General features: G+C 67.6%; 15 protein-coding genes. 8 read left to right on the top strand and 7 right to left on the bottom strand.

Translation table 11 applies throughout. From position 1 onward, the window contains the following. Positions 1-144: 144 nt before the first annotated feature. The 3 genes from BLR94_RS18250 to BLR94_RS18240 all read left to right on the top strand — a co-directional run bounded on the left by BLR94_RS18250 (position 145) and on the right by BLR94_RS18240 (position 3276). Positions 145-438, top strand: coding sequence for a hypothetical protein (locus BLR94_RS18250; protein WP_084307491.1), 294 nt, complete (start codon positions 145-147; stop codon positions 436-438). Positions 439-545: 107 nt separating this feature from the next. Continuing rightward, positions 546-1784 (top strand): MFS transporter, encoded by a 1239-nt coding sequence (locus tag BLR94_RS18245; protein WP_084307492.1) that lies wholly within the window; start codon positions 546-548, stop codon positions 1782-1784. 202 nt (positions 1785-1986) lie between these two features. Continuing rightward, on the top strand, positions 1987-3276 hold the full coding sequence (locus tag BLR94_RS18240) for an NCS2 family permease (RefSeq protein WP_084307493.1): 1290 nt from the start codon (positions 1987-1989) through the stop codon (positions 3274-3276). A gap of 49 nt (positions 3277-3325) precedes the next feature. Here the strand turns inward: BLR94_RS18240 and BLR94_RS18235 are convergent, their stop codons facing one another. Further along, positions 3326-4066 carry an SDR family oxidoreductase gene (locus BLR94_RS18235; protein ID WP_084307494.1) on the bottom strand — a complete coding sequence of 247 codons (741 nt, stop codon included), beginning with the start codon at positions 4064-4066 and terminating at the stop codon, positions 3326-3328. A gap of 100 nt (positions 4067-4166) precedes the next feature. On the opposite strand from BLR94_RS18235, the gene BLR94_RS18230 reads away from it, so the two are divergent. The 5 genes from BLR94_RS18230 to BLR94_RS18210 all read left to right on the top strand — a co-directional run bounded on the left by BLR94_RS18230 (position 4167) and on the right by BLR94_RS18210 (position 16646). Beyond that, positions 4167-5111, top strand: a complete 945-nt coding sequence (locus BLR94_RS18230; RefSeq protein ID WP_084307495.1) for a LysR family transcriptional regulator — start codon at positions 4167-4169, stop codon at positions 5109-5111. Then, the gene (gene trmA / locus BLR94_RS18225) at positions 5108-6205 is read left to right on the top strand and encodes a tRNA (uridine(54)-C5)-methyltransferase TrmA (RefSeq protein ID WP_084307496.1); all 1098 of its coding nucleotides are present in this window, start codon (positions 5108-5110) and stop codon (positions 6203-6205) included. Before BLR94_RS18230 ends, trmA begins: the two co-directional genes overlap by 4 nt. 94 nt (positions 6206-6299) lie before the next feature. Further along, the gene (locus BLR94_RS18220; protein ID WP_084307497.1) at positions 6300-6779 is read left to right on the top strand and encodes a MarR family winged helix-turn-helix transcriptional regulator; all 480 of its coding nucleotides are present in this window, start codon (positions 6300-6302) and stop codon (positions 6777-6779) included. A 129-nt stretch (positions 6780-6908) separates the two neighbouring features. Continuing rightward, positions 6909-7637, top strand: coding sequence for a Crp/Fnr family transcriptional regulator (locus BLR94_RS18215; protein WP_084307498.1), 729 nt, complete (start codon positions 6909-6911; stop codon positions 7635-7637). A gap of 372 nt (positions 7638-8009) precedes the next feature. Next, complete coding sequence (locus BLR94_RS18210) at positions 8010-16646, top strand: glycoside hydrolase family 94 protein (RefSeq protein ID WP_084307499.1); 8637 nt, start codon at positions 8010-8012, stop codon at positions 16644-16646. Between the two features lie 87 nt (positions 16647-16733). Here the strand turns inward: BLR94_RS18210 and BLR94_RS18205 are convergent, their stop codons facing one another. From BLR94_RS18205 to BLR94_RS18180, 6 genes are all read right to left on the bottom strand, one after another. Further along, positions 16734-18473: an acyl-CoA dehydrogenase gene (locus BLR94_RS18205; protein ID WP_084307500.1), complete on the bottom strand. Its 1740-nt coding sequence runs from the start codon at positions 18471-18473 to the stop codon at positions 16734-16736. Positions 18474-18503: 30 nt separating this feature from the next. After that, on the bottom strand, positions 18504-19742 hold the full coding sequence (locus tag BLR94_RS18200) for a thiolase family protein (RefSeq protein ID WP_084307501.1): 1239 nt from the start codon (positions 19740-19742) through the stop codon (positions 18504-18506). Continuing rightward, a complete protein-coding gene (locus BLR94_RS18195) occupies positions 19739-21610 on the bottom strand; it encodes a feruloyl-CoA synthase (protein WP_084307502.1) in 1872 nt (623 codons plus the stop codon). Before BLR94_RS18195 ends, BLR94_RS18200 begins: the two co-directional genes overlap by 4 nt. Positions 21611-21724: 114 nt before the next feature. Next, positions 21725-23173, bottom strand: coding sequence for an aldehyde dehydrogenase (locus tag BLR94_RS18190; protein ID WP_084307503.1), 1449 nt, complete (start codon positions 23171-23173; stop codon positions 21725-21727). A gap of 91 nt (positions 23174-23264) precedes the next feature. Beyond that, complete coding sequence (locus tag BLR94_RS18185) at positions 23265-24095, bottom strand: p-hydroxycinnamoyl CoA hydratase/lyase (RefSeq protein ID WP_084307504.1); 831 nt, start codon at positions 24093-24095, stop codon at positions 23265-23267. 72 nt (positions 24096-24167) lie between these two features. Continuing rightward, entirely contained in the window at positions 24168-25115 is a 948-nt protein-coding gene (locus tag BLR94_RS18180; protein ID WP_084307505.1) for a LysR family transcriptional regulator, read from the bottom strand. Positions 25116-25150: the final 35 nt, after the last annotated feature.

Raw genomic sequence — 25150 nt, 5'->3', positions numbered from 1 at the left:
CGGGAACTCCGCCTGCGCCAGGCAGCCCAATAGGCCAGCACGTCGGTTTTCCGGCCCGCCACCGCTGTGGGCCGGCGCGATCGACGTCGAGAATCGCTCCCGGCCATTTGTTGACCGCCTCTCTTGCTTTCCAGGAATGTGTCCATGCGCGTAGAAGGTTTTTTCGAATCCCTCGGTGAGGCGTTCGGCTCGTTCATCCGCTTCATCGTCGACGCCCTGAGCGGCGTGATCGGCCTGCTGGGCGGTGCGGTCGCCAGCTTCATCGACGGCATGTCCGGCGCACTGGGCGTCACCCCCTCGCTGCTCAGCATCGCCGTGCTGCTGCTCGGCCTGGTGCTGCTCTACAGCGCGGTGCGCTCGTTCATGCGCGGCTCGGTGATCGGCGGGCTGATCTGGCTGCTGCTCGGGCTGTGGCTACTCAGTGGCCTGATTCGCTGAGCGCGCCAGGGCGGCGGTAGCTCGTCGCGCCGCGCCGGGTTTCGCATCCAAATGTTACAAGGGACATGCTAGTCTGGCCGGCCGTCGTTAGCCGCCTAAGTATTCCAATGTCCGTTCATGGTCAGTTACTGCTGCGTCATCACACCCCCTTCATTCGTTTCTGGCTGGCGCGGGTGTTCACTGCCAGTGGCTTCCAGATGCTCGCCGTGGCCATCGGCTGGCAGATGTACAGCCTCACCGGCAACGTCCTCGACCTGGGCCTGGTGGGCCTGGTGGAATTCCTGCCGAAGGTGCTCTTCATCCTGCTGACCGGCCATGTCGCCGACCGCTTCGACCGCCGCAAGGTCGCGGCGCTGTGCCAGTGCGGCCAGGCCGTGGTGGCCATCACCCTGCTGGTCGGCAGCAGCACCAGCAGCCTGACCCGCGAGATGATCTTCGTCATCGCCTTCATGATGGGTACCGCACGGGCCTTCGAGATGCCCACCACCCAGGCGCTGCTGCCGAATATCGTGCCGCCAGGCCTGTTCCCCGCGGCGGTGGCGGCGTCCAGCTCGGCGATGCAGACCGCCACCATCGTGTCGCCGGCCCTCGGCGGCGTGCTCTACGCGGTGGCGCCGGCCTGGGTCTACGGCCCTGCACTGGTGCTGTACATGATCGCCATGGCCATGATGCTCAGCCTGCCGTCGCAGCAGAAGCCGTTGAAACAGAAGATCTCGGTGGAGTCTCTTCTGGCCGGTTTCCGCTTCATCCGCAGCCGCCCGGAAGTCTTCGGCGCCATCTCCATGGACATGTTCGCCGTGCTGCTCGGGGGCGCCACGGCGCTGCTGCCGGTGTTCGCCAAGGACATCCTGCTCACCGGCCCCTGGGGCCTCGGCCTGCTGCGTTCGGCGCCAGCGGTGGGCGCTCTGCTGATGTCGATCTGGCTGGCGCGCCACCCCATCGAGCGCCGGGTCGGCCCAGTGATCCTCGGCTCGGTGGCGATCTTCGGGGTGGCGACCATCGGCTTCGGCCTGTCCACCTCGCTGTGGTTCAGCCTGGCCACGCTGGTGCTGCTCGGCGCCGCGGACATGGTCAGCATGGTGATCCGCGGCGCCTTCGTGCAATTGCAGACGCCAGACGCGATGCGCGGCCGGGTCGGCGCGGTCAACAGCCTGTTCATCGGCGCCTCCAACCAGCTCGGCGACTTCCGCGCCGGGGTCAGCGCCGCCTGGTTCGGTACCGTGCCGGCGGTGTTGATGGGCGGTGTGGGCGCCATCGCCATCAGCGTGCTGTGGATCAAACTGTTCCCGGCACTGTCGAGCCGCGACCGCCTGCATGATCCCCTGGTGGGTGACGACAGGCCCTGAATCCGCCTCCAACGGACGCCGTGCCCGCCAAAAGTGCTTGATCAGGCCGCGCAGTGAAGCTGCTATGATGCCGCGCTTTCGCGGATCGACAACACCCCGGGGTCAACCTTCGCTCGCGCAAGCCGGCCCGGATGGCACGTGATGTGCTTTTGTTTGCCCTCTGCCTCTGTCAACGCACGTTCGCCGCCCCGGGAGCCCCCGCATGCTGGAAAGACTGTTCCAACTCAAAGCACACAACACCAACGTGCGCACCGAAATCCTCGCCGGGGTCACCACTTTTCTGACCATGGCCTACATCCTGTTCGTCAACCCGAGCATCCTCGGCGAGACGGGCATGGACAAGGGCGCGGTGTTCGTCGCCACCTGCCTGGCGGCCGCCTTCGGTTCCGCGGTGATGGGCCTGATCGCCAACTACCCGATCGCCCTGGCGCCGGGCATGGGCCTAAACGCCTTCTTCACCTACACCGTGGTGATGGGCATGGGCCATAGCTGGCAGGTGGCACTGGGTGCAGTGTTCCTCTCGGCGTGCCTGTTCTTCCTGCTGTCGATCTTCAAGATCCGCGAGTGGATCATCAACAGCATTCCGCTGGAGCTGCGCTCGGCCATCGCCGCCGGTATCGGCCTGTTCCTGGCACTCATCGCCCTGCAGAACGCCGGTATCGTCGCCGCCAATCCGGCGACCATGGTCGGCCTCGGCAACCTGGGTTCGCCCGCGGCGCTGCTGGCGATTCTCGGTTTCTTTCTGATCATCGGCATGGAGGCGCTGCGCATCACCGGCGCGGTGCTGATCAGCATCCTGGTGGTCACCGGGCTGAGCATTCTGCTCGGGGTCAGCGAGTTCGGCGGCCTGGTGTCGATGCCGCCCTCCCTGGCGCCGACCTTCATGCAGCTGGATATCGCCGGAGCGCTGGATGTCGGCCTGATCAGCGTGATCTTCGCCTTCCTGTTCGTCGACCTGTTCGACAACTCCGGCACCCTGATCGCCGTAGCCAAGAAAGCCGGGCTGATGCGCAAGGACGGTCACCTGCCGAAGATGGGCCGCGCCCTGATCGCCGACAGCACCGCAGCCCTGGGGGGCTCGCTGCTGGGTACCTCGACCACCACCAGCTACATCGAGTCGGCGGCTGGCGTCAGCGCTGGCGGGCGCACCGGGCTGACCGCCATCGTGGTCGCCGTGCTGTTCCTGTTCGCCCTGTTCTTCGCTCCCCTGGCCGGTAGCGTGCCGGCCTTCGCCACGGCGCCGGCGCTGCTGTTCGTCGCCGTGCTGATGGCTTCCGGCATGGCCGAGATCGAATGGAGCGACATCACCGTGGCCGCCCCCGTGGTAGTCACCGCCCTGGCGATGCCACTGACCTACTCGATCGCTACCGGTATCGCCTTCGGCTTCATCACCTGGGTCGCCGCCAAGACCCTGGCCGGTCGCTTCCGTGAACTCAACGGCATGCTGGTGGCGCTGGCGGTGTTCTGCGTGATCAAGCTGGCGCTGTTCTGAAGCCGTTGGATCGGCCCTGATCGTCCGCCGCAGGCAACGGACGGGCCGTTCAGCGCAGCAGCAACCCACCGTCCACGGCGAACTGGGCACCGGTGACGAAGCTGGCCTGCCCGGACAGCAAGAAGGCCGCCACTGCGGCCGCCTCGTCGGCACGCCCACTGCGCCCCAGCGGTACCCGCGCCAGCACGGCCGCCTCGAATTCACGTTGCATCCGCGGCGCCATGAAGTCGCGCAAGCCGGTCTCGATCGGACCGGGCACCAGTACGTTGACGCGGATGCCACGTGGCGCCAGCTCGCTCGCCCAACAACGCGCCATGGCGATCAGCGCCGCCTTGCTTGCCGCGTACAGGCTGGTCTGCGGCGCCCCCTCGTAGGCCGACGAGGAGGCGCTCACCAGCACCGCCGCACCATCGCGCAACAGCGGTGAAAGCCGGGCGAGCTGCAGCGCCGGCCCGCGCACGTTGGTCGCCATGATGCGCTCGAAGGCGTCGGCGTCCACGCTTTCCAGCGCACCAAGCTCGGCGCGCCCGGCATTCAGCCAGAGGCCATCGAGCGCTCCCCAGCGTTGCACCTGTTGCGCCAAAGCCTGCGCCGCCGCCGCGTCCGCCGCATCGTTGTCGATCACCACCGCCCCTGGCCCCAACGCCTGGGCCGCCGCCCGCAGGCCCGCCGGGTCGCGGCCGGTCACCGCCACCTGTGCACCCTCGTGCTGCATACGCTGCGCGCCGGCCAGGCCGATGCCCCGCGTGCCGCCCGTGATCAATAGCCGTTGCCCCTGAAAGCCCTGCATGGTCCTCTCCTCTCGTTGCACCAGAGAACCTAGCCTGCCAGGATCGGATACGGTGGATAATCCCTGGTAATTGGCATACCTCATGAAGCAGGACTACACAATGACGGGGCGCGAATACGCCGAACTGCATGCTTTCGCCGCCGTGGCCGAGCAGCGCAATTTCGCCCGCGCGGCGGCCCGGCTGGGTGTCTCGCCGTCGGCCCTGAGCCAGACCGTCAAGGCCCTGGAGACGCGTCTGGGGGCGCGCCTGCTGCATCGCACCACGCGCAGCGTCGCCCTCAGCGAAGCCGGCGAGCGCCTGCTACGGCAGTTGCGCCCGGCCCTGGCGGCCATCGAGGGCGCCCTCCAAGACACCCTAAGCCAGGCCGCCCAGCCCAGCGGACGCCTGCGCCTGAACAGCACGCGCCTGGCTGCCCAGCATTACCTGACGCCCTTGCTCGCGCCGTTCCTGGCACGCTACCCGGGCATCCACTTGGACCTCGAGATCAACGAACGCCTGGTCGATATCGTCGCCGAGGGCTTCGACGCGGGCATCCGCCTGGGCGAATGCCTGGAACGCGACATGATCGCCCGTCCGCTGGGCCCCCCACAGCGCCTGCGGGTGGTCGCCGCCCCCGCCTACCTGGAACGCCACGGCCAGCCGCGCAGCCCCGCCGACCTCACCGCGCACCGCTGCCTGAGCTACCGCTGGCCGACCAGCGGCACGCCCTACCGCTGGGAGTTCGCACGGGGCGGTCGCCAACTGGAGATCGCCGTGGCCGGCCCACTGATCGTCAACGACCCGGAACTGCTGGTGCGCATCGCCGTCGAGGGCGGCGGTATCGCCTACCTGTTCAGCCAACTGGTCGACGAACCGCTCGCCACGGGTCGGCTGCTGCCGCTGCTGGATGCCTGGACGCCGACCTTTCCCGGCTTCCACCTGTACTACCCGAGCCGCATGGTGTCCCCTGCCCTGCGCGCCCTGGTGGACTTCATGCAGGACGCCACGGCGCCCGGGAGCCGCTACAATGGCGACCCGTTTCCCAGCCCCACGAGTGACCGATGAGCCGCCCCGCATTCGACCCCGCCGCCTACGACGCCCAGCTCGCCGAGAAGAAGGCCCGCCTGGTGGAGCTGCTGGCGCCCTTCGCCGCCCCGGAGCCAGCGGTGTTCGAGTCGCCCCGCGAGTACTACCGCCTGCGCACCGAATTCCGCCTGTGGCGCGAAGCCGGCAGCGAGAATCGTCACTACGCGATGTTCGAGGCCGGTGACAAGCACAGTCCGATCTTCTTCGAAGACTTTCCCATCGCCAGCCTGCGCATCAACGCGCTGATGCCGCGCCTCAAGGCCGCCTGGCAGGCCAGCCAGGCGCTGGGCTTCAAGCTGTTCCAGGTGGAGTTCCTCACCACCCTGACCGGCGATGCGCTGATCACCCTGTGCTACCACCGCCCCCTGGACGATGCCTGGGAAGCTGCCGCCAAGGTGCTCGCCGACGAGTTGGACGTGAGCATCGTCGGCCGTTCGCGAGGCAAGCGCATCGTGGTCGGGCGCCCCTATGTGGAAGAGCGACTGGACGTGGCCGGGCGTACCTTCCGCTACCGCCAGCCGGAGGGTGCCTTCACCCAGCCCAATGGCGAGGTGTGCCAGAAGATGCTCGGCTGGGCCTACGAGGTACTCGGCGAGCGCGACGACGATCTGCTGGAGCTGTATTGCGGCAACGGCAACTTCACCCTGCCGCTGGCCACCCGCGTGCGCAGGGTGCTGGCCACCGAGATCAGCAAGACCTCGGTCAATGCGGCGCTGGCCAACCTGGCCGACAACGGGATCGACAACGTCACCCTGGTGCGCCTGTCCGCCGAGGAATTGACCGAAGCGCTCAACGAGGTTCGTCCGTTCCGCCGCCTGGCCGAGATCGACCTGAAGAACTACGACTTCGGCAGCGTGTTCGTCGACCCGCCCCGTGCCGGCATGGACGAAGGCACCTGCGAGCTGACCCGCCGCTTCGAGCGCATCCTCTATATTTCCTGCAACCCGCAGACCCTGGCGCAGAACATCGCCCAGTTGCACGACACCCACCGCATCGAACGCTGTGCGCTGTTCGACCAGTTCCCCTATACCCACCATATGGAATCGGGGGTGTTGCTGGTGCGCCGCGGCTAAGCGCCCCGGGCGCCCATGGCACGGCTGTGCTGCTGGCCAGCCTGCTCATGAGCAGGCAAAATGCTTAACACGCTTAACCGACGAAGAGCCCACGATGAGCAGCCCCTCCAGCCAGATCGATGCAGCCTCCGACACCGCGCACAGGGCCGATGCCCTCAGCGACAGCTGGCTGGACACACTGATCGGCTATGCCCTGCGCCGCGCCCAGCTAAAGGTGTTCCAGCACCTGGTCGGCAACCTCGCCGAACATGACCTGCGCCCCGCACAATTCACCGCCATGGTGATCATCGACGACGAACCCGGCCTGATGCAGGCCGACCTGGCCCGCCAACTGGCCATCGAACCACCACAACTGGTGCCGCTGCTCAACAAACTGGAAACCCGCGGCCTGGCGCAACGGGTGCGCGGCGTGCAGGACAAGCGGGCCTATGGCGTGTTCCTGACCAAGGCCGGCCAGCAGTTGCTGAAAAGACTCAAGGCCATCGCCGTGGCCAGCGACGCCGCCGCCACCGACGCCCTGGACGAGGACGAACGCGCGCAATTGCTCAGGCTGTTGCGCAAGGTCAATGGCTAGGTTTCAGCGCGAGCCATGCATCCGGATCAGCGTCTGCCCACCCCGTTTATGTGCGACTCTGGGCCCAGTGCCGGCCGGGCCTCGTTAGTCCGGGCGAGCACAGCAACCATCCGCTGCCGGTGATCTGAGATGTGCGAAACGCTTGTTCCACAGCAGAACCATCTGCTAGCGGCCCTGCCCGACGAGGTTCGGCGACGCGTCTTCCCGTATCTCGAACTCGTGACCCTGCCGCTGGGCAGGGTGCTGTACGAGGCCGGGGATGTCCTGCGTCATGTCTATTTCCCCATCGACTCGATCGTCTCGCTGATCTGCGTGATGGAAAGCGGCGCTTCGGCGGAAATCGCCGTGGTGGGCAACGAAGGACTGGTCGGTGTGGCGCTGTTCATGGGCGGGGAAAGTACGCCGAGCCGGGCGGTCGTACAGAGCGCTGGCCATGCGCTGCGCCTAACGGCGCAACGTCTCAAGGATGAGTTCAACCGCCACGGCGAGCTGCTGCTGCTGATGCTCCGCTATACCCAGGCGTTGATCACGCAGATGGCGCAGACGGCGGTCTGCAATCGCCACCACTCGATCGACCAGCAACTGTGCCGCTGGCTCCTGCTGTCGCTGGACCGCCTGCCGGACAACCAGTTGCTGATGACCCAGGAACTGATCGCCAACATGCTCGGCGTTCGTCGCGAAGGAGTGACCGAAGCGGCCGGCAAGTTGCAGAAACTCGGTGTCATCGAGTACAGCCGCGGGCATATCACCGTGCTCGATCGGCACAGGCTCGAAGCGCTGAGCTGCGAATGCTACGCCGTGGTCAGGAAGGAAAATGACCGCCTGCTGCCCTATGTCCCCGCGCGCCCGACGGACTGAGACCCGGTTGGCAATCTGCTGCGCCTCCAGGAACCAGCACCAGCTCCCGGATGCCCGGGTCTGGGCGCGACGAGTGGACGCCAGGCAACAGCTAGGGCAGTTCGCCCTGCCTGGCCCTTTGCCGACCCGCGCATCAGCAGCGTAGCGCCACGGGTTGCCCAGTGGCCCCCGGCGTCGCCGAGAAAGTCGCCGTTGCCCGTCGGTCTATGTGCGCCAGCGGACAGACGCCGGACCGCCGCCCCGCCAGACTCGGACTCTGCACAGCCGCCTGCGCGCCCGTCGCCGACCGCCCCCCATGGCAAAGCCTCCCCGTCGCGGCCCCATGCTCACCGACGCCAATGCCGGAAACGCACATGGCAAGCCCAGGAAACCATGGACAGCAAATGGCTCCACGCCCTGCCCCGCTTGCGCCGACTGGCGACGGCCCTTCGCCGCTGGCGCGTTCCGCTACGCAAATTCGACTACGAGCCGGCCCTGCGCGCCGAGCTGTTCAGTGCCGAACAGATGGCCAGCCACGGCACCCGGCTAGCTCGCCAGCACCAGTTGAGCCAACACCCGGCGGCGGACTCGCTGCTGGCGCGCCTGGCCGACAATCAGGCCCTGCTTGCCAGCAGCTGCGCGGCGCTGAGCCGCGAGGCGCTGTCCAGCCGACGGGCCACGCCAGCGGCCGAATGGCTGCTGGACAACGTCTTTCTGATCGAAGAACAGATCCGCACCGCCAGGATGCACCTGCCCGAAGGCTATAGCCGCGAACTGCCCTGCCTGGCCAACGGCCCGTCGGCCGGGCTGCCGCGGGTCTACGACATCGCCCTGGAAACCATTTCCCATGGCGACGGGCGGGTCGACAGCGAGAGCCTGGGCCGCTTCGTCAGCGCCTACCAGACGATCATGCCGCTCACCCTTGGCGAGCTGTGGGCGATTCCCATCATGCTGCGCCTGGCCCTGATCGAGAACCTGCGCCGCGTGGCCTCGCGGGTCATGGCCAACTGGAACGAGCGTACCCTGGCCAACCACTGGGCCGACCGCCTGAGCGCGACCGCGGAAGGCGCTGCCAAGAGCATGGTGCTGACCGTGGCCGACCTGGCACGCTCCGAGCCGCCGATGACCAGTTCGTTCGTCGCCGAACTGGCGCGACGTCTGCAGGGACAGAACGCCGCGCTGATCCTGCCGCTGACCTGGATCGATCAGGTGCTCGCCGAATCCGGGCAGGGTATAGAGCGCCTGGTGCAACTCGATGCCCAGCAGCAGGCAGCCGACCAGGTATCCATCAGCAACAGCATCGGCAGCCTGCGCCTGCTCTCGGCCATCGACTGGCGCGAGTTCGTCGAGCACATGAGCCGTGTCGAGCAGATCCTGCGGGAAGACCCGGCGGCGGTCTACGCGGCGATGGATTTCGCCACCCGCGACCATTACCGCCACCAGGTGGAGCGCCTGGCGAAGCACTGCGGGCATTCCCAGGAGCAGGTGGCGCGCAGCGCCATCGCGCTGGCCACAGCCAATGCCGGGCGGCCCGACGGCGGCACGCTCGCCGGGCATGTCGGCTTCTATCTGCTGGCTGCGGGGCTGGCCGACCTGGAGCAGCAACTGGCCGCCCGGGTGCCCCTGGCCGAGCGCTGGCGGCGCCTGCTGCGCCGGGCACCGCTGCTGTTCTTCCTCGGCCCGGTGCTGCTGCTCAGCCTGCTGTTCGCCTGGCCCTTCCTCGACACCGCCCGCAGCGAAGGCCTGCCCGGCTACCTGCTGGCGGGCCTCGCCATACCGGCGCTGCTGATGAGCAGCCGCGTGGCCATCGGCCTGGTGAACTGGCTGGCGACCCTCACCGTCAAGCCGGATGTCCTGCCGCGCATGGACTACAGCGAGGGCATCCCGGAGCGGGCACGTACCCTGGTGGTCATCCCGACCCTGATCGCCAGCGCCGGGGACATCGAGGAACTGGTCGAGGGGCTCGAAGTGCGCTTTCTCGCCAACCGTGACGGCAACCTGCACTTCGCCCTGCTCACCGACTTCATGGACGCCCCCAGCGAAGTGCTCGAGCAGGACGCCGCGCTGCTGCAACTGGCGCGCCGGCTCATCGAGGCACTGAACCGCAAGTATCCCGCCGCCGGCGCCGGTCGCTTCTTCCTGCTGCATCGCCCACGGCGCTGGAACCCGGCCGAACGGGTATGGATGGGCCACGAGCGCAAGCGCGGCAAGATCGCCGAACTCAATGCCCTGCTGCGCGGCCAGGGTCGGGAGCGCTTCGCGCTGATCGTCGGCGATATCGAGGCGCTGCCGCCGGTGTGCTACGTCATCACCCTGGACACCGACACGCAGCTGCCACGGGACGTGGCGCGGCAACTCATCGGCGCCATGGCGCACCCGCTCAACCAGGCCGTGCTCGACCCCACGCAGCGGCGCATCAGCACCGGCTACGCGATCCTCCAGCCACGCATCGGCATCAGCCTGCCGAGCACCGCGCGCTCGGCCTACGCCCGGCTGTTCGGCAGCGATGCCGGCATCGACCCCTACACCCGCGCCGTCTCCGACGTCTACCAGGACCTGTTCCAGCAAGGCTCGTTCATCGGCAAGGGCATCTACGCGGTGGATGCCTTCGAGCAGGCCCTGCAAGGCTGCTTCCCCGACAACCGCATCCTCAGCCACGACCTGATCGAGGGCTGCTACGCGCGCTCCGGCCTGCTCAGCGACGTGCAGTTGTACGAGGAGCACCCGGCACGCTATGGCGCCGACGCCAGGCGTCGACATCGCTGGATTCGCGGCGACTGGCAATTGCTGCCCTGGCTCCTGCCATGGACGCGCAAGTCCCGCGACGGGCGGGACGCCAAGCGCCTCAGCCCCCTGGCGCAGTGGAAGATCTTCGACAACCTGCGGCGCAGCCTGGAACCGGCGGCCTTTCTGGCGATGCTGGCGTGGGGCTGGTTCGGCGTGGAGCAGGTGCTGTCCTGGACTCTGGCGGTGCTCGCCCTGGTATTCGCCCAGCCGTTGCTCAACGCGTTGCTGGAGCTGTTGCACAAACCCCACGACATAGGCTTCGACCAGCACCTGGCGGCGGTCCTGCGCTCCGCCGGGCTGCACGTTACGCGAGCCCTGCTGGCGCTGGTCTGGCTTCCCTACGAGACGCTGTACAGCCTGGACGCCATTGCCCGTACGCTGTGGCGCATGCTGCTCAGCAAGCGCCGCCTGCTGCAATGGAACCCCTCGCGGGAGGTGGAGCGCAGCGCTGGCAACGACCTGCCCGGGCTGTACCGGCTGATGTGGATATCCCCGCCGCTCGCCCTGGCACTGCTCGCGCTAATGCTGCAGCGTCCCATGGCGTTGGCCGTGGCCGCCCCGTTCCTGTTGCTCTGGCCGGCCGGGCCGGCGCTCGCCTGGTGGCTCAGCCGACCGCCGGCGCGGGCGCGGTTCACCCCGAAGCCCGCCGAACAGCGTTTCCTGCGCAACCTGGCGCGCCGCACCTGGGCATTCTTCGACCAGCACGTCGGCCCGGCGGACAACTGGCTGCCGCCCGACAATCTCCAGGAGCATCCCGGCCCGACCATCGCCCATCGCACCTCGCCGACCAACATGGGCATGGCGCTGCTGTCACACCTGGCCGCCCACGACTTCGGCTACCTGAGCGGCGCACGCCTGCTGGCGCGCCTCGACCAGTCGCTGACGAGCATGGCGGGCCTGGAACGCCATCGCCGGCACTTCTACAACTGGTACGACACACAGACGCTGAAACCCTTGCCGCCGCACTACGTGTCGACGGTGGACAGCGGCAACCTGGCCGGGGCGCTCCTCACCCTGCGCCCGGGCCTGCTGGCGCTGGCGGACGCACCGCTGATCCATCCGCAGTCGTTCGCCGGCCTCGCCGACAGCCTGGACGTACTGGCCAATGCCTTGCAGGCCGATGGTCTCGACAACCAATCGGTGCAAGGGCTACAGGCCGAACTGGCACTCGCCCAGGACGCCGCGCCGGAGCCGCTGGAGGCGACCCTGACGCGCCTGCACCAACTGCTCGGGCAGGCCACCGCCCTGAGCCTGGCCTGCCAGGCCCCGGACGACAGCGATAGCACCTTCTGGTGGCAGGCCCTGCTGACGCAGGGCGACGACCTGCGTGCCGAACTGGATGGCTGGCGCCTGCCGCCGGGCATGGGCGAAGAAGCACCAGCGCCCTCGACCTGGCGCCGGCTGGCCCAGCTCGACGCCGGTCTCTGGCCCGAGTCGGCGCGCGACGAGGTCCATGCCGTACGGCGCCGCGCCGATCAGCGCATCGCCACGGCCCTGCGTCTGGCGCAACTGTGCGGGGAGCTCGCGGAAATGGACTTCGGCTTTCTCTACGACCGCCACCGCGAGCTGTTCGCCATCGGCTACAACGCCGACCAGCGTCGCCTGGACGACGGCTACTACGACCTGCTGGCTTCGGAGGCACGGCTGACCAGCTTCGTGGCGATCGCCCAGGGCCAGTTGCCGCAGGACGGCTGGTTCACCCTCGGCCGCCTGCTCACCCGTAGCGGCGGCGTGCCGGTGCTGCTGTCGTGGTCCGGTTCGATGTTCGAATACCTGATGCCATTGCTGGTGATGCCGAACTATGCCGGTACCCTGCTCGAGCAGAGTTGCCGCGCCGCAGTGGCCCGGCAGATCGACTACGGCAACCAGCTCGGCGTGCCCTGGGGGGTTTCCGAGTGTGGTTACAACACCCTGGACGCCCACTTCAACTATCAGTACCGCGCCTTCGGCGTCCCTGGCCTGGGCCTCAAGCGCGGGCTGGCGGAGGACTGCGTGATCGCTCCCTATGCCTCCGCCCTGGCCCTGATGGTCGCCCCCGAGGCCGCCTGCCAGAACCTGCAACGCCTGGCCGGGCTGGGCCTGGCCGGACGCTATGGACTGTACGAAGCCATCGACTTCAGCGCCCCGCGCCTGCCGCGCGGGCAGCGTTCGGCACTGGTCCGCTCGTTCATGGCCCACCACCAGGGCATGAGCCTGCTGGCGCTGGCCTGCGTGCTGCTGGACCGGCCGATGCAGCGCCGCTTCGAATCCGATCCGCAGTTCCAGGCCACCGCCCTGCTGCTGCAGGAACGCATCCCGAAAAGCGCGGTGCAATACCTGCACGCCGCCTGTGCCTCGGTCGCGGATGCGCAGGCACGGACGTCCGAGACCAAGCTGCGCGTCTACACCGATCCGGGCCGGCGGCGACCCGCCGTGCAACTGCTGTCCAACGGCCGCTACCACGTGATGCTCAGCAGCGCCGGCGGCGGCTACAGCCGCTGGGGCGAACTGGCGGTGACCCGCTGGCAGGAGGACATCGGCAGCGACAACCGCGGCATGTTCTGCTACCTGCGCGACGTCGCCAGCGGCGTCTTCTGGTCCAGCGCGCACCAACCGACCCTGCGCCGGACGGAAAGCTACGAAGCCATCTTCACCGACGCCCGGGCCGAGTTCCGCGTGCGCGAGCGCGGCTTCGACGTCCACACCGAGATCGTGGTGTCGCCCGAGGACGATATCGAACTGCGCCGGCTGCGCGTCAGCAACCGCGGGCGAACGCGCCGCTGCCTGGAAGTGACCAGCTATGCCGAAGTGGTGCTGGCGCCGGCGATCGGCGATGCGCTGCATCCGGCCTTCAGCAAGCTGTTCGTGCAGACCGAGCTGCTGCCTGCGCTGCAGGCGATCGTCTGCACCCGCCGGCCCCGCGCCAGCGGCGAAGCGCAGCCGTGGATGTGCCACCTGCTGGCGGCGCACGGCGTGGATATCCAGGCGATCTCCTACGAAACCGACCGCGCGCGTTTCATCGGCCGCGGCCGCAGCCTGATCGATCCGGCGGTGATGGACGAGGCCACCGGGCGCCTGTCCGGCAGCGCCGGCGCGGTGCTCGATCCGATCGTGGCGATCCGCTGCCGCATCGATCTGGACCCTGGCCAGACGGCCACCATCGATCTGGTGACTGGGGTCAGCGACAGCCGCAACGGCTGCGTGCAACTGATCGAGAAGTACCGCGACCGCCACCTGGCCGACCGCGTCTTCGACCTGGCCTGGACCCATAGCCAGGTGCTGCTGCGCCAGCTCAACGCCACGCCGGGGGAAGCGCGGCTGTACGAGCAGATGGCTGCCTCGATCCTCTACGCCAATGCCTCGCTGCGCGCCGAGGCCGGCGCCCTGAGCGCCAACCGGCGCAACCAGTCCGGCCTCTGGGGCCAGGGGATTTCCGGCGACCTGCCGATCGTACTGGTGCAGATCGCCGACCCGGCGCACATCGAACTGGTGCGCCAGCTGGTACAGGCGCATGCCTACTGGCGGCAGAAGGGCCTGACCCTCGACCTGGTGATCTGGAACGAGGACCAGGCCGGTTACCGCCAGCAACTGCAGGACCTGATCATGGGCCTGGTCACCTCGGGCAGCGAGGCCGGCCTGGTCGATCGCCCCGGCGGCATCTTCGTCCGTCCCGCCCAGCAATTGTCCAGCGAGGACCGCCTGCTGATGCTGGCCGTGGCCCGCCTGGTCCTCAGCGACAGCCGTGGCAGCCTGGCCGAACAGGTCCACCGGCGCCTGGTGGAACCGCCGCTGCCGCGCTTCGACCCCAGCCGCATACGGCTGCTGAAGGATTCCCGGACGGCCAAGCCCGCCGTCGATCCCACGCTGATCCTGGGCAATTGCCACGGCGGCTTCAGCGCCGACGGCCGCGAATACGTGATGACCCTGGCGCCGGGAGCCGCCACTCCGGCCCCCTGGGTCAATGTCCTGGCCAATCCGCAGTTCGGCACGGTGGTTTCCGAAAGCGGCGGCGCCTACACCTGGAGCGAGAACGCCCACGAGTTCCGCCTGAGCCCCTGGTACAACGACCCGGTCACCGACGACAGCGGCGAAGCGCTGTACCTGCGCGACGAGGAAAGCGGGCACTACTGGTCGCCAACGCCGCTGCCCTGCCCCGGCCGCGGCGGCTACCTGACCCGCCACGGCTTCGGCTACAGCGTCTTCGAGCATGACGAAGACGGCATCCACAGCGAACTATGGGTCTATGTGGCGCTGGACGCGCCGCTCAAGTTCTCCCGGCTGAGGGTACGCAATACCTCGGGCCGCCCACGTCGCCTGTCCGCCACCGGCTACGTCGCCTGGGTGCTCGGCGACCTGCGCGAGCGCTCGGCGATGCACGTGGTCACCGAGGCGGACCCGGCCAGCGGCGCCCTGTTCGCACGCAACGCCTTTTCCATCGAGTTTCCAGAGCGCGTGGCCTTCTTCGACGTGGACGCGCCGGCACGCAGCATCAGCGGCGACCGCTGCGAATTCCTCGGCCGCAACGGCAACCTGCAGGCACCGGCCGCCCTCGCGCAGGAGCGCCTGTCGGGCCGCACCGGCGGCGGCCTCGACCCCTGCGCGGCGATCCAGGTCGGCTTCGAACTGGAGGACGGCGCCAGCCAGGAGATCGTCTTCCGCCTGGGCGCCGAACGCAGCGCCCAGGCCGCCAGCCAACTGGCTCAGCGCTTCCAGGGCGCCAGCGCGGCGGCAAGCGTGCTGGCTGACGTGCAGGAACACTGGAGCAGGACGCTGTCCGCGATACGTATCGAAACCCCCGAGCCGGCCATCGACGTGCTGGCCAACGGCTGGCTGATGTACCAAGTGATCGCCTGCCGCTTTCGGGCCCGCAGCGGCTACTACCAGTCCGGCGGCGCCTACGGCTTGCGCGACCAGTTGCAGGACAGCATGGCGATGATCCACGCCGACCCGGCCGCCAGCCGCCAGCACCTGCTGCTCTGCGCCGCCCACCAGTTCGTCGAGGGCGACGTGCAGCACTGGTGGCACCCGCCGCTGGAGCGCGGCGTGCGCAGCGCCTGTTCCGACGACTACCTGTGGCTGCCCCTGGCGGCCAGCCGCTACGTACGGCTCAGCGGCGACCGCGGCGTACTCGACGAAACGGTCGGCTACCTGGAGGGGCGCCCGCTGCACGCCGGGGAGGAGGCCTACTACGACCTGCCCCAGCGCTCCGCGCTGGAGGAGAGCCTCTACCGTCACTGCGTGCGGGCCATCGAGCACAGCCAGGCGCGGGGCCCCCACGGCCTGCCGCTGATCGGCTGCGGCGACTGGAACGACGGCATGAACCGGGTCGGCGAACAGGGCCGAGGAGAAAGCGTCTGGCTGGGTTTCTTCCTCCACGAGGTGCTGCAGCGCTTCGCCGAGACCGCGCGTCTGCAGGACGACGCCGACTTCGCCCAACGCTGCGAGGAACAGGCGGCGGCGCTGCGCCCGAGCCTGGAGGAGCACGGCTGGGACGGCGCCTGGTACCGCCGCGCGTATTTCGACGACGGCACCCCGCTCGGCTCGGCGGACAACGACGAGTGCCGCATCGACTCCATCGCCCAGAGTTGGGCGGTGCTCTCCGGCGCCGCCGAGGATGGACGCCGGCGTACCGCCATGGACTCGCTGGAACGGCACCTGATGCGCCGCGAGGCCCGGTTGGTCCAGTTGCTCGACCCGCCCTTCGACAAGACCCCCCTCGACCCCGGCTACATCAAGAGCTACGTGCCAGGCGTGCGCGAGAACGGCGGCCAGTACACCCACGCCGCCGTGTGGGCGGGCATGGCCTTCGCCGCCCTCGGCGACGGCGCGCGGGCCTGGGAACTGTTGCGCATGATCAACCCGGTCGAACATGGCATCCGCGGCATCGACGTCTACAAGGCCGAGCCCTACGTGGTGGCCGCCGATGTCTACGCGGTGGCCCCGCATGTCGGGCGTGGCGGCTGGAGCTGGTATACCGGCGCGGCCGGTTGGATGTACCGGCTGATCGTCGAATCCCTGCTCGGCCTGCAGCGCCAGGGCAACCGCCTGCGCATCCAGCCCGTGCTGCCGGCCGAATGGCCGGGGTTCACCCTGCACTACCGGTATGCTGGCAGCCACTACCGCATCGAGGTAAGGCAGAGCGACGATGGCACGCGGTCACTCAGCCTGGACGGCATGCCGCTCGAAGACGATGAGATCGAGTTGCTGGACGACGGCCGCGAGCACCATGTCGTGGTCCACTGCTGCCAGGCGAAGCAGCCATAGGGCCTGTCGACCGGTTCACCACGGCTGCTGCCCGGCGCATGGCCAGCCAGGTAGCCCATGGCGGCCGTCACGGCGCTGCGCTGCCTGTCACTCGACGAACGGCAACGGCGCACGGGCGGCCTCGATCCGTGCGATACGCAGGTCGATTTCCGGCAACAGATAGTTGAAGAAGAACGCGGCGCTATCGAGCTTTTCCTGATACCCGGCATCCTCCGTCAACAGCGTGCGCGCCAGGCGTGCCGAGCGCGCCCAGGCATGGGCCAGCAGTGCCCAGCCCAGCAGATGGAGAAAGTCACCGGCGATCCGATAGGGATATTCAGCATCGCCCTCGACGCCTTCACGGATCCGTAGCAAGACCCCGCGCAGCTTGATGCACAGGTCACTCAACAGCCCGGCGTACGCACCGCCAGCGGCACTCTCCTGGTCGAACAGCGCGAGCAGCTCGGCGAAAGCCAGGCCCTGGTCCGCGAGCACCTTGCGCAGCAGCAGGTCGTTGGCCTGAATCTCGTTGCTGCCTTCGTAGATCATGGCGATACGGCTATCGCGCAGGGTCTGCTCGACGGCGTACTCGCCGATGTAGCCGTAACCACCGAAGACCTGCAGCGCCTCGCTGGCCAGGTGAAAGCCCTGATCGGTGAAGAATGCCTTGATGACCGGCGTCAGCAGACCCGCCAGGCGCTGAGCCTGCTGGCGCGTCTGCTCGGCGACGGCGTGCTCGGCCTGATCCAGCAGATGCGCCCCCCAGTAACCGATGACCCGCAGGCCCTGGCTGACCGTGCGCAGGCGCAGCAGGGCCAGACGCATGGCCGGGTGGTAATGGATCGGGTCGGCGCCGACACCAGCCACCCCGGCAGGACGCGCCGGTGCCCGCATCTGCTGACGCTGACGGGCGTAATCCGCGGCGTTCTGCCAGGCGGCCTCGGCATGCCCAAGGCCCTGCAGACCGACGTGCAGGCGCGCCGAGTTCATCATCACGAAGATCGCCGCCAGGCCGCGATGCGCCTCACCGATCAGCCACCCCTGGGCGCCGTCGAAACGCAGCGAACAGGTGGCGCTGCCCTTGATGCCCATCTTGTGCTCGATGCCGTCACAACGCAGGGCATTACGCTGGCCATCCTCCAGGCGCCTGGGCACCAGGAACAGCGAAATGCCCCGGCTGCCGGCTGGCGCATCCGGCAGACGGGCCAGCACCAGATGCAGGATATCCTCGCTCAGGTCGTGCTCGCCGCCGGAGATGAACAGCTTGCTGCCGGTGATCCGGTAGCTGCCATCGGCATGGGCTTCGGCACGGCAACGCAGCAGCCCGACATCGCTGCCGGCCTGTGGCTCGGTCAGGCACATGGTCGGCAGCGCCTGCCCGGATACGATGGTTTCCAGGTAGCGTGCCTTGATGCCCTCCGGCGCGTGGGCCTGCAGGCACAGGTAGGCACCCTGGGCGATGCCGGTGTACATGGCCCAGGCATGGTTGCTGGCGTAGAGCATTTCCTGCAGCGCTGCGTCGAGCAACTGCGGCAAACCCTGGCCACCATGGGCGGGGTCACAGGCCAGCGCCGGCCAACCACCCTCCACGAATGCGCGGTAGGCGTCTGCGAACCCCTCGGGCGTGCTCACCTCGCCATCGTGCCAGCGGCAACCCTGACGATCGCCACTGGCGTTCAAGGGCGCCAGCACGCCTGAACTGAAGCGCCCGGCTTCCTCCAGCACCTGCAGCGCCAACGGCAGATCGACGTCAGCGAAAGACGGCAACTCGGCCCAGGCCGCAGGCGCCTGCAGCCAGTGTTCGAGAACGAATTGCATATCGCGCAGAGGCGCTTGGTAATGCCACATGAAGCACCTCGCAAAGTACCGGTTGAAACCTCAAGGCCGATAGCCTGGGTTCTCGATCAGCAGCGCCATGCCCTGTCCACCACCGATGCAGGCAGCGGCGATGCCGTAACGTAGATGGGCGTCGCGCAGCTGCCGTGCCAGGGTCATCACCAAACGCAGGCCGGTAGCGGCCAGTGGGTGGCCAAGAGCGATGGAGCCGCCGCGTTGATTCAGACGCGAAGGATCCAGCTCCAGCACCTGACTGACCGCTAGTACCTGGGCGCCCTGAGCCTCGTTGATTTCCAGCAGGCCGATCTCATCGAGCCTCAGGCCGCTGCGCTTGAGCAATATCTGGATGGCGGGCGCGGGGCCGATGCCCATGATCTCCGGCGCAACGCCGATCACGCTGGCAGCGCGCAGCAGCGCCAGAGGCGAGCGCGTGCAGTCGCACGCGCGGCCGACCAGGGCCGCCGCCGCGCCATCGACCACCGCGCAGCTGTTGCCAGCGGTCTGCACACCGCTGGGATGAATGGCGTTCAAGCGGGCCAGCGCCTCGGCATGGGTAGGCCGTGGATGACTATCCTGCGCCACGTCGGCAACCCGCCTGGGCAGCTGAATGCCGCGCGTCTGATAGCCATCCAGTTCAAAGCGCTCATTGCCGACGGCGACGATCTCTTCGGCCAGCCAGCCACCGTCGCGAGCCTGCAGGGCTCGCTGGTGACTGCTCAGCGCATAGGCATCCACCTGCTCGCGGCTGATGCCATAGTCACGGGCCAGGCGTTCGGCGGTGGCGATCATGTCCACGCCCGGGGCCGGGTCGTAGAGGGCCTCCCAGAGGAAATCCTTGAACTCCACCGCTGCGCCAAGGCGAAACCCTGCGCGGTGTGCATAGGCGACGATGGGGTTGCGCGACATGGACTCGGCGCCCACGCACAGTGCCAGTTGCACGCCGTCACGCAACTGCGTGCCGGCCTGGCGCAACAGCTCCAGGCCGGTGCCGCAGATCCGCTGCACGGCCAGCGCCGGCACCTGTCGTGGCACGCCACTGTAGAGCCCGACATGCCTTGGCAGCAGGTAGGCGTCGAAACTGGCCTGGGCCATGGAGCCGGCCAGCACGCTGTCTACCGCGCCTGGCTCGAGACCTGCTCGTGCCAGCACGGCGCGCCCGACCTTGATGCCCAGATCGATGGGCGAGACCTGGGCCAGCATCCCATTGAGGTCGACCCAGGGGGTGCGCACCGCCTCGATGATCGCGACATCGTCGAAACCCGTGAACTGCCCGCCGTTCACGAACCCGTCTCGGCCCGCAGGATCGAATCGTCCTGCCCGCGATACAGCGCTTCGACCTTATCGGCACGCCACTGCAATACGGCACGTTGGTTGAGCGAGCCCTTGTCGGTGATCTCGCCACGGTCGATGGAAGGCGCCTGGTCCATCAGCGCGAGCCACTCCAGACGCGTGGCATTACCGGTCGCTTCACGGTTCAGACGCTGCAGCCAGCCGGCGAACCAGTCGCGCACCCCGGCACTGGCCAGCACCTCGGCATCGCTGGCAGCGGCATCCAGCCCGGCCAGTTGCCGGCACTCGTGCAGGCGCGGGAACACCAGCAGCCCCAGGCATTCGCGATCCGGCGCGGTGACCACCACGTCCTGCACGTAGGGCGAGCCTTCGAGCACCGCGCGGTTGCGCAGCGGGCCGACGCTGACGAACACCCCGGAAGACAGCTTGAAGTCTTCGGCGATACGCCCGTCGAACATCAGCCCGAGCTGCGGATCTGCCGGATCGGCCAGCTTGAGGGCGTCACCGGAACAGTAGAACCCTTCCTCGTCGAACACCTCCTCGCTCTGCTGCGGAGCACGCCAGTAGCCGGGCATGATGTGCGGCCCGCGGAAACGACCTTCCAGCTTGCCGTCAGCCGGTACCAGACGGACTTCACAGCCCGGCGCCGGCAGGCCGATGTAGCCGGCCATGGACAGCGGTCCGGTGGTGAAGGTGCAGGACGGCGCGGCTTCGGTCATGCCCAGCCCGGCCATCATGCGGATACGTTCGCCACAGTGCTGTTCGGCGACCCGATCGAGGCGATCCCAGACACTCTGCGACAGCCCGGCAGCGGCGAAGAAGAACAGTTTGATGCGGGCGAAGAAGGTCTCGCGCAGGGCGGCATCCTGCTCCAGTGCACTGACCAGCTCTTCCCAGCCCTTGGGTACGGTGAGGTAGGCAGTGGGCGAAATCTGCCGCAGGTTGCGCAGGGTTTCGGCCATGCCCTGGGGCGTGGGCTTGCCTTCGTCGAGGTAGAAGGTGCCGCCGTTGTAGAGCACGATACCCAGGTTGTGGCTGCCACCGAAGGTGTGGTTCCAGGGTAGCCAGTCGACCAGTATCGGTGGCTCTTCGCCGAACACCGGAAAGGTCTGCAGGAGCATCTGCTGATTGGCGCAGAGCATGCGCTGGGTGGTGACCACCGCCTTGGGCAGCTTGGTCGAACCGGAGGTGAAGAGAAACTTGGCGATGCTGTCCGGCCCGGTGGCCGCGAAGGCTGCCTCGGCTTCGGCACCACCTGGCTGCTCCAGCAGGCTGGCGAAGCGGAGGCAACGCCGACCGTCGACTTCACCGCGCACGGCAATCACCGGTACATCGCCAGGGATCACCGCTTCGATGGCGCGCTGGAACGGCTGGCTATCGGCGACGAACACCAGCCCGGGGCGCAGCAGATCGCAGACGTGGCGCAGCTTGGCGTAGTCCTGGGAGAGCAGCGAGTAGGCCGGCGATACCGGGCAATAGGGAATGCCTGCGTACATCGCGCCAAGGGCGATCTGCAGATGTTCCAGGCCATTGCCGGAGAGGATCGCCAGCGGCCGTTCGGCGCTCAGGCCGAAGCTCAGCAGGCTTTGCGCGATGGCGCGCACCTGGCCGAGCATCTGTGCATAACTGGTGTGCTGCCAGGCACCCGCACTGTCGCGCACGGCCAGGAAGGTCTGCTGCGGGCGCACCTCGGCCCAGTGCAGCAGACGATCGAGCAGGCGCTCGGGTAGCGGCGCCAACGGCTCCAGCGAACGCATGTGGAGAATGCCCTTGCGCTCACTGACTTCCACGGCCGGGTGGCCGATGGAAACCTGGCGATAACGCGGTCTGATATCGGAGTTCACCTTGCGTTTCTCCATTCGGGCGGATCGGTCCGCCACTGTTGTTCTTGTTTTCTTCTGTCGCGCCGCCGCCCCGCTGAAAGGACGGCAGGCAGACGCAGCCAGGCAGGTACGGTATTGGACCGGCCGCGGCTAAATGGGATAGTGCCGCGGGCCGTTCTGCAGGGTGACCCAGCGCAGTTGGGTGAACTGCTCGATCGCCGATCTGCCGCCGAAGCTGCCGTAGCCGCTGGACTTGACGCCACCGAAGGGCATTTGCGCCTCGTCGTGCACGGTCGGCCCATTGATGTGGCAGATGCCCGACTCGACGCGCTGCGCCAGCGCCAGCGCTCGGCTGGTGTCACGGCTGAAGATCGCCGCCGACAGCCCGAACTCGGAGTCGTTGGCCAGGCGCAGCAGATCCTCGTCGCCGTCACCGCGTAGCACCACGGCAACCGGGCCAAAGGACTCTTCGGCATACAGACGCATCGCCGGGGTGACCCCGTCGAGCAGCGTGGCCTGCATGATGCTGCCTTCGACCTGACCGCCCGCGACCAGGCGCGCGCCCTTGCTGACGGCATCGTCGACCAATGCCTTGATACGCTCGCCTGCCGACACGTCGACCAGCGAACCCAGCACCGACGTGCCGTCGGCCGGGTCACCGGCACGCAAGGTGGCGATCTTCTCGGCCAGCCTGGCCACGAAGGCATCGGCAACCCGGGCATCCACCAGCAGCCGTTCGGTGGACATGCAGATCTGCCCCTGGTTGAAGTAGGCACCGAACGCCGCGGCGTCGACGGCGGCATCCAGATCGGCGTCATCGAGCACCAGCAAGGGAGCCTTGCCACCGAGTTCCAGCAGCGCCGGCTTGAGGTGACGTGCCGAGAGCTCACCGACGATGCGCCCGACCTTGGTCGAGCCGGTGAAGTTGACCCGTCGCACCGCCGGGTTGGCGATCAGCCGCTCGACGATCGCCGCGGCATCGGCCGGCGCGTTGCTGATCACGTTGACCACGCCATCACCCAGGCCGGCATCCTGCAGCACCTGGCCGATCAGCCGATGCACCGCCGGGCTCAGCTCGGATGCCTTGAGCACCACGCTGTTGCCGCAGGCCAGCGGCATGGCGATGGCGCGGGTGGCGAGAATCACCGGCGCGTTCCAGGGCGCGATGCCAAGCACCACGCCACAGGGTTGCCGCAAGGCCATGGCGAAACTGCCGGGGACGTCGGAGGGGATCACCTCGCCGTTGATCTGCGTGGTCAGCGACGCCGCCTCGCGCAGCATGTTGGACGCCAGGTGCACGTTGAAACCGTACCAGTTGGCCATCGCCCCGGTTTCCCCGGCGGCGGCGATGAACTCGCCGGCCCGTGCCTGCATCTGCTCGGCCGCCTTGAGCAGGCGTGTACGCCGCTCGTTGGGCGCCAGCGCAGCCCAGGCGGGAAAGGCAGCCTGGGCCGCGGCAACCGCCGCGTCGGCATCCTCCAGCGTGGCGGCAGCGACACGCGAAACCACGTCACCGGTCACCGGGTTGCGGCGCTCGAAGGTTCGTCCATCACCGGCGGGGCACGATTGGCCGCCGATCAGCAGGGGCACGTCCAGCATGATGATTCCTCTTATTGTCTTTATCGGGAGCTGCCTGTGTCGGCAGCCCTGCGGCGCTGTCGCCAGCGCCACATGAAGCAAGGCACAGCGATCAGCGCTTGTAGGCCTGCAGGCCGGGCTTGATGCTCTTGTCGTCGAGGAACTGCTTCATGCCCTGCTCGCGGCCACCCTCCTCGTCGAGCAGACGCGACTGATCGAGCTTGGCGTACAGGTAATCTTCGTTCTGCTCCCAGGTCAGCTCGCGGCAGCGCTTGAAGCCATGCTTGGCCGCGCGCAGCACCACCGGGTTCTTCTCCAGCAGGTTGCGCGCCAGCTCCAGGGTGGTTTCACGCAGCTGCGCCAGCGGCACGCTCTCGTTGACCAGCCCCATCTCGGCGGCTTTCTGACCCCCGAAGGTCTTGCCGGTCATGATGTAGTACAGCGACTGACGATGGCCCACGGTGTCGGCCATCGCCTTGCTCACCAGATTGCCCGGCGGGATGCCCCAGTTGATCTCCGACAGACCGAAGGTGGCTTCGTCGGCGCAGATCGCCAGGTCACAGGCCACCAGCGGGCTGAAACCGCCTCCGAAGCACCAGCCATTGACCATGGCAATGGTCGGCTTGGCGTAAAAGCGCAGCAGGCGCCATTGCCATTGCGAGGCTTCGCGACGGATCTTCTCCTGGAGGATTTCCGGGCCAGCGTCCACTTCGCGGAAGTATTCCTTGAGGTCCATGCCCGCGGTCCAAGACTCGCCGGCACCGGTAAGCACCAGCACGCGAGCCTCGGCATCCTGTTCCAGCACCTCGAGAATCTCGACCATCTCGCGATTGAGGGTCGGGCTCATGGCGTTGCGTTTTTCAGGACGATTGAGGGTGACCCAGGCGATGCCTTCTTCGACATCGACCTTGACGGTTTGCCAGCGGCCTTCGTACGTGCTCATCGAATTGCTCTCTTGTTGTCTGTTGTCGATGAGCAGAAGCTAGCCCTGAAAAATAGTTATGTCAATTAACTATTAATCAGGATCATCAAATCGCTGCAGCGGACTGCGCGCCGGGAAGTCAGCCAGCAGGTCGGCCAGGGTTTCGCGTAACCAGCGGTTGGCCGGATCGTGATGAAAGCGGGTGTGCCAGTGCAGGTGGATGTCGTAGCCGGTGATGTCCCAGGGCAGCGCCACCAGGCGTACCCGGGCGATCTCGGCGAACCGTCGACCCACGGCCAGGGGCACCGTGGCGATCATGTCGGACTCGGCCACCAGAAACGGCACGCCCATGAAACGCGGCAGGCTGAAGCGCACTCGCCGGGTCACCCCACGCATGGCCAGCTCGCGATCCAGCACGCCCATGCCACGGCCGTCGGCCTGCACCGCAACGTGATCGGCAGCCTGATACTGCTCGGCACTCAAACGCTCGCCGATCTGCGGATGATCCTCACGAACGATGCACACGAAGCTGTGGCTGTACAACGCGCGGTTGCGAATCGATGAGTTGAGCAGACGCGGGAAGTAGCCGATGGCCGCGTCCACGTCGCCAGCGTCCAGCCCCTCCTCCAGTTGCTCGGAGGACAGCGCCAGGGTCCGGATGCGCAGCCCCGGCGCACGTTCGTCGAGCACCCGCATCAGGCGTGGCAGGAACACCATTTCGCCGATGTCGGACATGCACAGCACCAGCTTGCGCTCGGAATACTCGGCAACGAAGCCCGAAGAAGGCAGCACCTCGCTGCTCACCAGTTCGAGGATGCGCTGCACCGGCTCGGCGATCTGCAGAGCCCTTGCCGTGGGCTGCATGCCCCGTGACGTGCGCACGAACAGCGGGTCGTCGAACAGGATACGCAGCTTGGACAAAGCGAAGCTCATGGCCGGCTGGCTGAGCCCCATGAGATCTCCGGCCTGGGTCACGCTCTGCTTGCGGCGCAGGGCATCGAAGATCTTCAGCAGGTTGAGGTCGACATCTTTGATATCCATATTTTGGATTTCACATATAAGCGAAATTAGGTTTG

This window comes from Phytopseudomonas flavescens (genome assembly GCF_900100535.1).
Taxonomy (GTDB): domain Bacteria; phylum Pseudomonadota; class Gammaproteobacteria; order Pseudomonadales; family Pseudomonadaceae; genus Aquipseudomonas; species Aquipseudomonas flavescens.
Note: the sequence above shows the minus strand (reverse complement) of the source record. Positions and strands in the feature narration are given on the sequence as shown.

Bases quoted from the DNA above. Each gene is read 5' to 3' on its own strand.
- BLR94_RS18250 (WP_084307491.1), top strand. From the start codon at position 145: ATGCGCGTAGAAGGTTTTTTCGAATCCCTCGGTGAGGCGTTCGGCTCG.
- BLR94_RS18245 (WP_084307492.1), top strand. From the start codon at position 546: ATGTCCGTTCATGGTCAGTTACTGCTGCGTCATCACACCCCCTTCATT.
- BLR94_RS18240 (WP_084307493.1), top strand. From the start codon at position 1,987: ATGCTGGAAAGACTGTTCCAACTCAAAGCACACAACACCAACGTGCGC.
- BLR94_RS18235 (WP_084307494.1), bottom strand. From the start codon at position 4,066: ATGCAGGGCTTTCAGGGGCAACGGCTATTGATCACGGGCGGCACGCGG.
- BLR94_RS18230 (WP_084307495.1), top strand. From the start codon at position 4,167: ATGACGGGGCGCGAATACGCCGAACTGCATGCTTTCGCCGCCGTGGCC.
- trmA (WP_084307496.1), top strand. From the start codon at position 5,108: ATGAGCCGCCCCGCATTCGACCCCGCCGCCTACGACGCCCAGCTCGCC.
- BLR94_RS18220 (WP_084307497.1), top strand. From the start codon at position 6,300: ATGAGCAGCCCCTCCAGCCAGATCGATGCAGCCTCCGACACCGCGCAC.
- BLR94_RS18215 (WP_084307498.1), top strand. From the start codon at position 6,909: ATGTGCGAAACGCTTGTTCCACAGCAGAACCATCTGCTAGCGGCCCTG.
- BLR94_RS18210 (WP_084307499.1), top strand. From the start codon at position 8,010: ATGGACAGCAAATGGCTCCACGCCCTGCCCCGCTTGCGCCGACTGGCG.
- BLR94_RS18205 (WP_084307500.1), bottom strand. From the start codon at position 18,473: ATGTGGCATTACCAAGCGCCTCTGCGCGATATGCAATTCGTTCTCGAA.
- BLR94_RS18195 (WP_084307502.1), bottom strand. From the start codon at position 21,610: ATGGAGAAACGCAAGGTGAACTCCGATATCAGACCGCGTTATCGCCAG.
- BLR94_RS18190 (WP_084307503.1), bottom strand. From the start codon at position 23,173: ATGCTGGACGTGCCCCTGCTGATCGGCGGCCAATCGTGCCCCGCCGGT.
- BLR94_RS18185 (WP_084307504.1), bottom strand. From the start codon at position 24,095: ATGAGCACGTACGAAGGCCGCTGGCAAACCGTCAAGGTCGATGTCGAA.
- BLR94_RS18180 (WP_084307505.1), bottom strand. From the start codon at position 25,115: ATGGATATCAAAGATGTCGACCTCAACCTGCTGAAGATCTTCGATGCC.